At 64.2% G+C, this 11,888-nt stretch carries 9 protein-coding genes; 2 read left to right on the top strand and 7 right to left on the bottom strand.

Annotated elements, in window-relative coordinates; translation table 11 throughout:
• Window positions 1-33: 33 nt before the first annotated feature.
• From ligA to KW825_RS08495, 3 genes are all read right to left on the bottom strand, one after another.
• Window positions 34-2,040, bottom strand: a complete 2,007-nt coding sequence (gene ligA / locus KW825_RS08485; RefSeq protein ID WP_218328934.1) for an NAD-dependent DNA ligase LigA — start codon at window positions 2,038-2,040, stop codon at window positions 34-36.
• A gap of 100 nt (window positions 2,041-2,140) precedes the next feature.
• The gene (zipA, locus tag KW825_RS08490; RefSeq protein ID WP_042654022.1) at window positions 2,141-3,253 is read right to left on the bottom strand and encodes a cell division protein ZipA; all 1,113 of its coding nucleotides are present in this window, start codon (window positions 3,251-3,253) and stop codon (window positions 2,141-2,143) included.
• A gap of 15 nt (window positions 3,254-3,268) precedes the next feature.
• Window positions 3,269-6,643, bottom strand: coding sequence for an AAA family ATPase (locus KW825_RS08495; protein WP_218328935.1), 3,375 nt, complete (start codon window positions 6,641-6,643; stop codon window positions 3,269-3,271).
• 161 nt (window positions 6,644-6,804) lie between these two features.
• Between KW825_RS08495 and cysZ the strand changes: the two genes are divergently transcribed.
• Window positions 6,805-7,566, top strand: a complete 762-nt coding sequence (gene cysZ / locus KW825_RS08500; protein ID WP_042654024.1) for a sulfate transporter CysZ — start codon at window positions 6,805-6,807, stop codon at window positions 7,564-7,566.
• A 136-nt stretch (window positions 7,567-7,702) separates the two neighbouring features.
• Complete coding sequence (locus tag KW825_RS08505) at window positions 7,703-8,317, top strand: trimeric intracellular cation channel family protein (protein ID WP_218289879.1); 615 nt, start codon at window positions 7,703-7,705, stop codon at window positions 8,315-8,317.
• Between the two features lie 93 nt (window positions 8,318-8,410).
• Here the strand turns inward: KW825_RS08505 and KW825_RS08510 are convergent, their stop codons facing one another.
• From KW825_RS08510 to KW825_RS08525, 4 genes are all read right to left on the bottom strand, one after another.
• Window positions 8,411-8,662: a DUF3862 domain-containing protein gene (locus tag KW825_RS08510; RefSeq protein ID WP_218289878.1), complete on the bottom strand. Its 252-nt coding sequence runs from the start codon at window positions 8,660-8,662 to the stop codon at window positions 8,411-8,413.
• Window positions 8,663-8,789: 127 nt separating this feature from the next.
• The gene (locus tag KW825_RS08515; protein ID WP_042654027.1) at window positions 8,790-9,335 is read right to left on the bottom strand and encodes a YcbK family protein; all 546 of its coding nucleotides are present in this window, start codon (window positions 9,333-9,335) and stop codon (window positions 8,790-8,792) included.
• 149 nt (window positions 9,336-9,484) lie between these two features.
• Window positions 9,485-10,966, bottom strand: coding sequence for a murein L,D-transpeptidase (locus KW825_RS08520; protein ID WP_042654028.1), 1,482 nt, complete (start codon window positions 10,964-10,966; stop codon window positions 9,485-9,487).
• A gap of 79 nt (window positions 10,967-11,045) precedes the next feature.
• Entirely contained in the window at window positions 11,046-11,813 is a 768-nt protein-coding gene (locus tag KW825_RS08525; protein WP_218328936.1) for an ABC transporter substrate-binding protein, read from the bottom strand.
• Between the last annotated feature and the right edge of the window lie 75 nt (window positions 11,814-11,888).

Raw genomic sequence — 11,888 nt, forward strand, 5'->3', positions numbered from 1 at the left:
GGCCGGGTTTGTCGTTCAGTGTCCCACCTCGATTCAAGGCTGGATCGCCGCCTGCAACTCCTCTTCGGTCCAGACGGTGATGCCGAGCTCCTGCGCCTTGGCGAGCTTGGAGCCTGCGGCTTCGCCGGCCACCAGCACGTCGGTCTTGGCGGAGACCGAGCCCGCCACCTTGGCCCCCAGCGCCTGCAAGGCCGCCTTGGCATCGTTGCGTGACAGGGTGGTCAGGGTGCCGGTCAGCACGAAGGTCTTGCCGGCGAAGGGCTGCTCGGCGGCGGCCTTCTTCTCGATAGCCGGCCAGTGGATACCGGCCGCCAGCAGGGCGTCGAGCACCTCGATGTTGTGCGGCTGGCGCAGGAAGTAGTAGACATGCTTGGCCACCACCTCCCCCACGTCCGCCACCGTCAGCAGCTGCTCCACCGAGGCGGCGCGCAGGGCATCCAGGGTGAGGAAGTGGTTGGCGAGGTTGAGGGCTGTCGCCTCCCCCACCTCGCGGATGCCGAGGGCAAACAGGAAGCGCGGCAGTGTGGTGCTGCGCGCCGCATCGATGGCCGCCACCAGGTTGAGCGCGGATTTCGGCCCCATCCGCTCCAGCCCGGCGAGCTGGATGGCAGTCAGGCTGAACAAGTCGGCCGGGGTCTTCACCAGCCCCTTGTCCACCAGCTGCTCCACTATCTTGTCCCCCAGGCCATCCACGTCCATGGCGCGGCGTGCGGCGAAGTGCTTGATCGCCTCCTTGCGCTGCGCCTCGCAGAACAGGCCGCCGGAGCAGCGGGTCACCACCTCCCCTTCCAGCCGTTCCACCGCCGAGCCACAGACAGGGCACTGGGTGGGGAACAGGATGGCGCGGGCATCCGCGGGGCGCTGGGCCTCCACCACCGCCACTATCTGCGGGATCACGTCCCCCGCCCGGCGCACGATCACGGTATCGCCGATCATGACGCCGAGCCGCTCGATCTCGTCGGCATTGTGCAGGGTGGCGTTGGAGACGGTGACGCCGCCGACAAACACGGGTTTGAGCTTGGCGACCGGGGTCACGGCGCCGGTGCGGCCGACCTGGAACTCGACGTTCTCCAGCAGGGTCATCTCCTCCTCCGCCGGGAACTTGTGCGCCGTGGCCCAGCGCGGGGCGCGCGCCACGAAGCCCAGCTCCAGCTGTAGCGGTATGCTGTCGACCTTGTAGACCACGCCGTCGATCTCGTAGGGCAGCTCGCCACGGCGGGCCAGGATGTCGTCATGGAACGCCTGACAGCCGGCGGCGCCCTCCTTGAGCTTCACCTCGGCGCTCATGGGCAGGCCCCACTCCTTGAGCTGGCACAGCCGCCCGAAGTGGGAATCCCCCAGCAGCTCACCGCCCACCCCGACCCCGTAGGCATAGAAGCTCAGAGGACGGCTGGCGGTGATGCGGGAATCGAGCTGGCGCAAGCTGCCTGCCGCGGCGTTGCGCGGGTTGACGAACACCTTCTCGCCGGCGGCCAGCGCCTTCTCGTTCATCGCCGCGAAACCGGCCTTGGGCATGAATACCTCGCCGCGCACCTCCAGCCGGGCGGGCCAGCCGGTGCCCCGCAGGGTGAGCGGGATGGCCTTGATGGTGCGCACGTTGTCGGTGATCTCCTCACCGGTGGCGCCATCGCCCCGGGTCGCCGCCTGCACCAGCTGGCCATCCACGTAGAGCAGGCTGACCGCCAGCCCATCCAGCTTGGGCTCGCAGCAGAAGCTGAAACTCAGCTCGCGCTTGAGGCGATCCCTCATGCGCTGCTCGAAGGCCTGCAGCTCCTCGCTGCTGAACACGTTGTCCAGACTCAGCATGGGGATTTCGTGGCGCACCTGCCGGAAGGCAGACAACGGCTGGCCGCCGACCCGCACGCTGGGTGAGGCCGGGGTTTTCAACTCGGGATGCTCGGCCTCCAGCGCAATCAATTCGCGCATCAGCCGATCGTATTCGGCGTCCGGCACGGAGGGGTTGTCCAGCACATAGTACTGATGACCATATTCGATCAGCAGCTCACACAGTTGACGGTGGCGGGAGAGGATTTCGCTCATGGAGAAGTCTCGGACTGTGGTTGGAATAGTAAGTTAATCGCACAAACAAAAATGCGGCACCCAGGTACCGCATTTTTGATGTCATAGACCCGCAGGCGCCTTAGTCGCGACTGGCCTCGTAGGCCGCCAGCTCGTGACGGTAACGGGCGATGTCGTCGTCGCTCAGGGGGCTGCGCGAGGCATCGGTCAGCATGGCATCGAGGTCGCTTGCCAGCTGATCCGCCGCCTGCAGCATGTGCTCGAAGGCGAAGGCCGCGTTGCTGCGCAGGGGCAACTGCATGAACAGGGAGACACCCGGGGTGCTGAACTGCTCCATGCGGTAGGGGTTGAAGGTGCCCGGCTTGACCATGTTGATCATGGAGAACAGCACTTCACCCTTGCCACCCAGATCCTCGTGACGGTGGAAGATATCCATCTCGCCAAACTTGAAGCCCAGCGTCAGCAGGGAAGAGAGCAGCGTCGCCCCCTGCAGATCGTGACCGGGGCGGGCCATCAGGTTGATGACATAGACATCCTGCCAGATCTTCTCGACCGGCGGCAGCTCCTGCACGGGGTCGGCCATGAGGGGCTCGTCATCATAGACCGGCTCTTCGTAGGCTGGCTCAGGCGCAACATAACGGGGTTTGTGTTCGGGGGCTGGCTCGCGGGCACCGAAGGTCGGCGCCGTGGCGTAGGCCGGCTCCACCAGCGGCTCTTCGTCCAGCGGCTGCAGCATGGGCTCGCGCTGGGGACGGGAGCGGTGCACCGGGGTACGACGGATCACCTGGGCAGGCTTGCGCACCGGGGCGGCAGGGGCTTCCTCCATGGTCTCGGCGAGCGGCTCTTCATACTCGTCCTCGTCATCTTCATAGACGGGCGCGGGAGCCACCGGGCGGGCGACAGGCTTGCGCACGGGCGGTGGCAGCTCGTCATCCTCGTCTTCGTCATCGAAGGCGGGGACGGCAGCACGGCGGCTGGCTTCAGGCTGGCGCGCCTCATCGTTGTGCAGCTTGGGCTCGGCACGACGCCCGCCACTGACCACACGCACCTGGCCGATGCCATCGCTGTCGAACGTATCGTTGTCACGTTCCCGTGACTTGGAATCCATCCGGCCCAGAGGTTTCTCTTTGATCGGTGCCTGACGGTTTTTTCTGTTGCTCCACAACCCGTGAATGAGCAATGCCGCGATGGCAATACCGCCCAGGGCAACCAAGATGTAACGCAATTCCTGCATTAGCTGCTTCTCTTTCTAGTTTTGCTCAGCCAAAGCGACGGCTTCACCGATATCGACCGACACAATGCGAGAAACCCCGGGCTCTTGCATAGTGACGCCTATCAGTTGCTCAGCCATCTCCATGGAGACCTTATTATGACTGATGTAAACGAACTGTACTGTGCTCGACATCTCTTTGACAAGAGAACAGAAGCGACCAACGTTCACTTCATCGAGCGGCGCATCCACCTCATCCAGCAAACAAAAGGGTGCTGGGTTGAGTCTGAAGATGGCAAAAACCAACGCAAGGGCGGTTAGCGCCTTCTCCCCCCCGGAAAGCAGGGCAATGGTAGCATTCTTCTTGCCCGGAGGTCTTGCCATGATGCTCACTCCGGCCTCCAAAAGATCATCCGAGGTCAACTCAAGCCAGGCACTGCCCCCCCCGAACACTTTCGGAAACAGGGATTTTAAATCTTCGTTGACCTTATCGAAAGTGTCGCGGAAGCGTATTTGTGTTTCTTTATCAATTCTTTTAATGGCTTGGCTCAGGGTTTCCAGCGCTTGCTCCAGATCCTGGCACTGGTTTTCGAGGTAGGTTGAGCGGGTTTTCGCCGCCTCATACTCCTCCAGCGCCGCCAGGTTGATGGCCCCCAGCGCCTCCACCTGGGTCTCCAGGGTCTGGATCTCCTGGCGCAACTTGCCGCGATCGGCGGCGATCAGCACCGCCTGATCGAGATCCACCAGCCGCACCCCCAGCTCCTCGAACTGCTCATGCAGCCCCTGGCGCCGGGTCAGGTTGCGCTCCCGCTCCAATCTGAGCTGGGCGAGCTTCTCCTGCAGGGTCACCAACTGCTTGTGATCGGCACTGCGTGCCTGCTCCAGCTCGGTCAGCTGCCGCTCCAGCTCCGCCAGGCGCTGATGACAGGCCAGCTGCTGCGCCTCGAGGTTGCGCTGCTCGGTCAGCAGGGGCGACAGATCCTGACCCGGCGTGTCCCCCGGCGCCTTGAGTTCCGCCAGCTCCAGCCCTAGCCGCGCCAGCTCCTGCTCACGCAGGGCGATGAGCTGTCTCAGATTTTGCTGCTCCAGCTGCCAGCGCTGACAGTGGGCCTGCTGCTGCTCCCGGCGCGCGCGCGCCTCCTCCAGCGCCCGCTCGGCCTGGCTGACCCGCTCCTGGGCAAGCAGCAGGGCCTCGGCCAAGGGCTCGCCCTGCTCCTGCAACTCCATCAGCCGCGCCTCATCCAGCTCGAGCTGCTGCAGGGCTCTCTCCAGCCGCTGCGCCTCGTCGGCCTGCTCCCTGTCCAGCCGCAGCAGCTCCTCACCGAGCAGGCCGAGCCGCTGCAACCGCTCCTGGCGCTGGCCCTGTTGCAGGCTCCAGGCTTCCCGCAGTTGCTGCCACTGCTGCTCCCGCTCGCGCAGGGTGCGCTTAGCCAGCTCGAAGGCAGCATGCAACTGGGCCCGCGTTGCATCGGCCGCACCCAGCTGGGCATCCAGCTGGACCAACGCCTGCTGGCTCGCCGCCAGCTCGGTGTGTAACCGCTCACGTTCACCGAGCAGGGCCAGGGTACCGAGCGCCCCCCCCTGGCCGAGATCGGCCCAGTTCGGACCGAACCAGTCCCCCGCCGGGGTCAGCAGCGACTCACCGGCCGCGAGCCCGGCCTGACGGGCCAGGGCCGCCTCCCGGCTCTCCACCAGCCAGATGGCGTTGAGGAAGGCGGGGATATGCTCCCCCGCCAGCTGGGCCGCCAGGGTGCCGGGCACCGCCGGATGGGCCGGGCCTATCCAGAGTCCACTTTGTTCGAGATTGCACTCATCCGCCGGCTGGGCGGTGAGCCAGCGACCGAGCACCTTGTCCAGTGCCTGGGCCCATTCGGGCGCCACCTGCAGCCGATCGGCCAGGGTAGCCCCCTGCATCTGCTCCCCCAAAATTTGGTCAAGCGTGGTGAGGCGGGCCTCCAGTTCGCGCACCAGGCCGCCCTGCTGGCCCCGTTGCGCCTTGAGTGCCTCGTGGCCGGCCACCGCGGCCTGCCACTGTTCATCCAGCTCGGCGTGCCGCGCCCGGGCGAGCTCCAGCTCGGCCGCCAGGGCATCCAGCCTGGGCTGCAGATCGTCACTCTCCCCTCCTAGCGGTCCGGCCTGTTCGTCTTCCAGCTTGAGCCGCGCCAGCCGGGTCTTGGCCTGCAGCTCCTGCAGGCCATTGACCTGGGCTCGGGTCTGATTGAGCCGCCCCTGCAACTGCCCCAGTTGCTGCTGCCACTCTTGCTGGCGCAGCCGGGCCTGCTCCAGCTGCTCGCTGGCAGTCAGGCGCTGCGTCTGCTGGCCGGTGAGCAACTGCTCACACTGCTCCAGCCGCGCCGACTCCAGCTCCCCCCTGAGCGTGCCGTCGGTCAGTTGCTCCTGCTGACTCGCCAGCTGCGTCTTGATGCCGTCTATCCGCTCGCCGAGGGCCTGGCGCCTGACCTGCCAGTCACGGCCGAGTTCGGTCTGGTGAAGCTGCTGCTGCTCGAGGCGGGCGATGGCCTGCCCACCGAGGAAGATCTGTTGTTGTCGGTTGGCCTGCTCGGCCTGGGCCTCCTGGCGGGCCACCGACAGGCTGACGTGACGCCCCTCGTCCTGGGTTCGCTTGGCGTCCAGCGCCGCCAGCGCCTGCTCGGCCTGGCTCAGTTCGGCCTTGGCCTCGCCGAGGCGGGTCTCCAGCGCCCACAGCTCGGAGCCGATGAGTTCGGCCCGGGCGGCGCGCGAACGGCCCTTGAGTTGCTTGTAGCGTTCGGCGGTCTCGGCCTGGGCCTTGAGGTGATCGAGGCGGGAACCCAGCTCGCCGCGAATGTCGCCGAGCCGCTCCAGGTTCTCCTGGGTGTGGCGGATGCGTTGCTCCGTCTCCCGGCGCCGCTCCTTGTAGCGGGAGACCCCTGCCGCCTCCTCCATGAACAGCTTGAGATCCGCCGGACGCGACTCCACCAGCCGGCTGACGGTGCCCTGCTCTATGATGGCGTAACTGCGGGGGCCAAGGCCGGTGCCGAGGAAGAGATCGGTCACATCCTTGCGGCGACACTTCTGGCCATTGATCTGGTAGTGATTGGTGCCGTCACGCAGCACCTCCCGGCGCACCGAGATCTCGCTGAAGCGGCCGAATTCGCCGGGCACCCGATTGTGGGGGTTGTCGAACACCAGCTCCACCGAGGCGCGGCCATGGGGGCTGCGGTTGAGGGAGCCGTTGAAGATGACGTCCGTCATGTTCTCGCCGCGCAGATGACGGGCCGAGCTCTCCCCCAGCACCCAGCGCACCGCGTCGATCACGTTGGACTTGCCGCAGCCGTTGGGCCCGACCACGGCCGTCATGTCGGCCGACAGTTCGATGCGGGTCGGCTCGACAAACGACTTGAAACCGGCGAGTTTGATCAATTTCAGACGCATGAGGGCCTATCTGGGTAACGAAATAACGAAAAGGCGGGCGGTTTCCATCAATATCCGGCGCTCAGCTGAACTGCGACGGAAAAGGAATGGTCAGCGACTTTACCAAATCAAGGGCTTGTTTGTAATATGCTGGCAGTTTCCCGTTAACAGATGGAGCTCAGATGAGCCAATCCCCCCTGGTCAAAGATTCAGTCAGCGGTGCAGACTACTTCCTGCGCGGCTTTTCGCTCATCCGCCAACCCGGCATTCGCACCTACGTGCTGATCCCCCTGCTGGTCAACGTGGTGCTGTTTGCCGGCGCCTTCTATGCCCTGTTGCTGCAGCTCGACGGCCTGTTCGGCTGGCTGCATCAGCAGATCCCGGCCTGGCTCGGCTGGCTCGACTACCTGCTGTGGCCCATCGCCCTGGTCACCATACTGGTGGTGTTCTCCTTCATCTTCAGCTCGGTGACCAACTGGATTGCCGCCCCCTTCAACGGCCTGCTGGCGGAGAAGGTGGAGCAGATCCTGACCGGTGAGGCGGTGAGCGACACCGGCATGCTGGATGTGGTCAAGGATGTGCCGCGCACCTTCGGCCGCGAGTGGACCAAGCTGAAGTACTACCTGCCCAAGGCCATCGGCTGCCTCATCCTGTTCCTCATCCCGGTGGTGGGGCAGACCCTGGCGCCCGTGCTCTGGTTCCTGTTCAGCGCCTGGATGATGGCGATCCAGTACGTGGATTATCCGTTCGACAACCACAAGATCGACTTCATCACCATGCGCGATGCCCTCAAGCAGCGCCGCGGCAAGTGCCTGAGCTTCGGCGCCCTGGTCACCCTCTTCTCCGCCATTCCGGTGGTCAACCTGTTCGTGATGCCGGTCGCCATCTGCGGCGCCACCGCCATGTGGGTGGATCAATACCGCAACGAACAGCTCCGCCGCTGAGCAGCGGCCTGCCACAACTAAAAACGGGGGCATAGGCCCCCTTTTAATTACTTATTCTAATGCAAATGTGAGAGTGCTTGTCGTGCCAGACCAGTCTTGTTAGGATGCGGGCCTTTCTCGCACCCTGGGATAACTCATGTTACATGCTCTCTTCTTGCTCGGCCTGGTGGCCGAAGGGATGACTGGCGCGCTGGCGGCGGGTCGGCGGCGGATGGATCTGTTTGGTGTGGTGATCATAGCGTCGGCGACGGCCATCGGCGGTGGCACCATCCGGGATGTGCTGCTGGGGCACTATCCCCTGCTCTGGGTGGAGCATCCCGAATACGTGCTGCTGGTGGCGGGGGCGGCCATGGCGGGGGTCATCTCGGCACCGCTGATGCGCTATCTCGGCAAGCTGTTCCTGGCGCTCGATGCGCTGGGGCTGGTGGTGTTCTCCATCTTTGGCGCGGCCCGGGCGCTGGAGATGGGCCACGGGGCCGGTATCGCCTGCATCATGGCCGTGGTGACCGGCGTCTTCGGCGGCGTGCTGCGGGATCTCCTGTGCCAGCGCATCCCACTGGTGTTCAAGCGCGAGCTCTACGCCGCCGTCTCCCTGGTGACGGCCGCCCTCTACTGCTTCGCGCTGGCCCAGGGCCTGCCCAATGACTGGGCCGCCTTCGGGGCCATCGGCGTCGGCTTCGTGCTGCGGCTGCTGGCGGTGCGCTTCAAGTGGGGGCTGCCCACCTTCAATTATCAATATGCCACTCACTGAGTGCGCCAGCTTCTGACTGTATTGAGTTTATTATCACCAACAAAAAAGCGCCTTCCGGCGCTTCTTTGTTGGTGACGACGACACAAGACGGGCTCAGTTTATCCCTTCCGAACTGAAGAAAGTCGCCTTGTCGGCGATGAAGCGGATCTTGATATTCTTGCCCTCCCCTCCCCAGATGCAGCTGGTAGTTCCCAGCTTGTCGTCACAACTCTCGGCCTTGCCCAGGATGCTGCTCGCCTCGGTATAGCTGATCCCCATCTTCAACTTGTCGTAGTTCTCCCGGTTCAGCTTGCTGCACCCGGTCAACAGCAGGGCGATCAGCCCCCCGATCAGAATCTGCTTCATTTATTTCTCCTCTGGATAGTGTCCAGAGCCTAGCAGCTCAGGGGCCCCCTGTGCCAACCCTGCGCCGCGGCACACCAACCCGGAATCCCCTGTTGGCGAGCAGCGAACGGCAGAGCCGAACCGCCGGTTACCAGCTGCGTACCGGGCCCGTGTCGAGGTGCACGAAGTTGTCAGACGGGTAGTAACCCACACCGCCGACCTTGAGATTCAGGGCCGCCTTGCGCAGGTGTGCCAGCTGCACGCCGGGGATGCGCACATCCACCGCCTGACCCAGGGTGTGGTAGCTGTGTTTGGCGACGCCACGGCTGCGCTGCCGCTTCTGGCGATTGGTGGCCGGTGAGCGGTAGCCCGAGATGAGCTGGATCTCGCCCTGGCGACCCAGTCTGTGCTGCAACAGAAACAGCTGATCGAACAGCTTCTTGTCGATGTTGAACACTTCGTTGCGACGGTAGTCGCGGAAAATATGATTGAGTTCGGCCAGGCCATCGCTCAGATAACGGCCATTCTCCCAATAGCTGGTGCGCACCCGCTCGCCGGTATTGAGGTTGAAGAAGCTGAGTTCACGCCCCGAGGTACTGCGGCTCGCCATGGCCGGGAACGACAGCAGGCTGGCCCCCATCAGGCAACCGGCGCCCAGCAGCAGACGGCGTCGGCTTATCTCTTGTTCCAGCATCCGTTGTCCGTCCATCGCATCGTTAAGTGAAACTGGTGAATGAATGTGGTACCGAGGCCTGAAACTACCCGCCGAGAAAAGCCCTGTCAAACCGCAAACGCCCATAGAAAAGCCCGGCATGAGCCGGGCTTTTCACTCTGTGGCAGGGATCACAACAAGCGACTCTGGAAGCTCACTCGATCGAATCCGTAGATGTCGTTGCGCAGTTGCTGGCGACCCTCTTCGTCGATCCAGCTGCTCCAGTAGACGGTGAACACCGGGATCGGCGTGGTCAGGGGCAGCCACTTGGTCTGGCTCTCTTTCAGGATATTGGCGACCTTGTCCGGCTGATAACGGGAGTCCGCCAGCAGCAGCTCGGCGAGATCGTCCGCATGCTCGACCCGGATGCAGCCGGAGCTGAAGGCGCGCGCCCCCTGCTCGAACAGCGCCTTGCCCGGCGTCGAGTGCAGATAGATGGCATCGTTGTTGGGCAGATAGAACTTGTAGCGCCCCAGGGCGTTGTGATCGCCGGGCTTTTGCCGCAACCGGTAAGGGAAGCCCGACGCCAGCGCCTGATGCCAGCCATCTTCGCTGAACTGCACCGGGTTGCCCTCGCCGTCGATCACCTCGAACTGCTCCCGATTGAGGTAGGCCGGATCCCGTCCCAGCTTGGGCAAAATGTCCTTGCTCAGGATGGAGCGCGGCACGTGCCAGGCAGGGTTGAGCACGATGGAGCGGATCTCGCTGGCGAGGATGGGGGTGGCCCGCTGCTCCTTGCCGACGATGACGCGACTGGTGAAGACCTCGCTGCCAGACTCCACCACGCTCAGGCGGTAATCCGGGATGTTGACCAGCACATAGCGGCCGGCGAGATGATCCACCAGATCCCGGCGCCACAGGTTGCGCAGCAGCAGGCTGGCACGCACCTCTGGGCCTGTGTTGAGCCAGGAGCGGGTCTGACGGCCTATGATGCCGTCGGCGGTCAGGCCGTGGCGACGCTGGAACTGCTTGATGGCCTGTTCGGTGTCCGCATCATAGGTGGCGTCCTGATGGGTGGGGGCGCCATCCCCCAGCTCGTTGAGGATGGAGCGGATCTGTCCGAGCTCGGTCGAACTCTCCCCGGCACGCAGGGTCGGCATGTCCAGGTTGGGCCAGTGCTTGGCCATGGGCATCGCCAGCAGCTTGCCCACCTCCTCGCGCACGGCCTCATATTCGGCGACCTGGGGCCTGAGTTGCTTGACCTGATCCAGCAGGTTGTCACCAACCGGCTCGTGGGCCAGCGGCTTGGTCAGGTCGAGCTTGAGGGTCTGCATCTGCTCGCGGGCGACCAGATCCATGGCACGCCAGGCCTGCTGGAAACGGGCCAGCTTGCCAAAGGCCTCGTCGTAGAGGGCGCCGCGCCGATCGGCAGGAGCCTTCTGCAACTGCTGCCAGAGTCGGTAGAAGTCCGGGTGCAGCTGGGCGAGCACCGCCTCCTGCAGCTGACGCTCCAGCTCCAGGCGCGCCTGCTGGGCCGTGCTGTTCTGATACCAGTCGTGCTGGATGCTGGGACTGGCCACCACCATCTGTTCCGTGCTGGCCTGGGCCATGCCCGCCGGCCAGCAGCCCAACCAGATAAGGTTTGCCAATGCCCACCAATACTTCTTACCCATGCTTACCTCAAATCGGTTCACTTCGGCCTGTCAGGCGCCACGGTCAGGTGCCCATGATGCGTGAATGCCAGCGACTTTGCTAGCGGGCGGGCGCGTAACGACGCCAGATGAGCGCGTGCTCATCACTCTTGCCAACCGCCTCGATCGCCTGGTTGAAGCGCTGCACAAAGTCGCTCGACAGGGTCTTCTTGCTCAACATGAAATAGGTTGGCGTCTCATAGACCCGCATGACATGGGGGACTATGCCTTCCGCCAGCCCCTCTCTCTTCAGACCCCAGGGAGTGGCAAGAATATCCCCGAGGAAACCATCGACCCGCCCCAGCAACAGCTTGCGATAGTTTTGCGCATCGTTGACCTCGCTCACCTGCTCTCGATGGCGCTGCAGCAGCCCGGCAATCTCGGCGCCGTAGTAATAGTCCTTGGTCACCCCCAGCTTGTATCCCCTGGCCAGCCAGCTGGCCAGGTCCAGCTCGGCATAGCTGTCGGACTTGCGCACCCAGAGCGCGCTGCGGCCCGGGTTGTAGGCGGTGGAGAACCAGGCGTAACGCGCCCTGTCATCGTAGAAATAGGCTTCCATGGCGATGTCCAGCCGGCCCTGTGCCAAGTCCTGCAGCACCCGTTTCCAGGGGCGCTCGACATAGACCAGGCGACACCCCAGCCGGGCCGCCACCGCGTTGAGATAATCGACCGAGAAGCCGTGCAGGCGCCGACGCTCACCGTCCTGCTGGTAATAGTGATAGGGTGGCCAGTTGTCGAAGCCGACGCGCAAGGGCGTGGCACAACCCGAGCGGGCCCACGCCAGCTGGGCAGGCAACAAGCAGAGCAGGCAGAGAAAGAGCAGCCTCATGGATCATCCTTGACGATGGGACGCGCCATCTTAGATCTGCGCAGGACAAATGGCGACAGATCCTGCCACAGCAAT

Source organism: Aeromonas sp. sif2433 (assembly GCF_019218705.1).
GTDB classification, from domain to species: domain Bacteria; phylum Pseudomonadota; class Gammaproteobacteria; order Enterobacterales; family Aeromonadaceae; genus Aeromonas; species Aeromonas encheleia.

Bases quoted from the DNA above. Each gene is read 5' to 3' on its own strand.
- KW825_RS08525 (WP_218328936.1), bottom strand. From the start codon at position 11,813: ATGAGGCTGCTCTTTCTCTGCCTGCTCTGCTTGTTGCCTGCCCAGCTG.
- KW825_RS08520 (WP_042654028.1), bottom strand. From the start codon at position 10,966: ATGGGTAAGAAGTATTGGTGGGCATTGGCAAACCTTATCTGGTTGGGC.
- KW825_RS08515 (WP_042654027.1), bottom strand. From the start codon at position 9,335: ATGCTGGAACAAGAGATAAGCCGACGCCGTCTGCTGCTGGGCGCCGGT.
- KW825_RS08510 (WP_218289878.1), bottom strand. From the start codon at position 8,662: ATGAAGCAGATTCTGATCGGGGGGCTGATCGCCCTGCTGTTGACCGGG.
- cysZ (WP_042654024.1), top strand. From the start codon at position 6,805: ATGAGCCAATCCCCCCTGGTCAAAGATTCAGTCAGCGGTGCAGACTAC.
- KW825_RS08505 (WP_218289879.1), top strand. From the start codon at position 7,703: ATGTTACATGCTCTCTTCTTGCTCGGCCTGGTGGCCGAAGGGATGACT.
- zipA (WP_042654022.1), bottom strand. From the start codon at position 3,253: ATGCAGGAATTGCGTTACATCTTGGTTGCCCTGGGCGGTATTGCCATC.
- ligA (WP_218328934.1), bottom strand. From the start codon at position 2,040: ATGAGCGAAATCCTCTCCCGCCACCGTCAACTGTGTGAGCTGCTGATC.
- KW825_RS08495 (WP_218328935.1), bottom strand. From the start codon at position 6,643: ATGCGTCTGAAATTGATCAAACTCGCCGGTTTCAAGTCGTTTGTCGAG.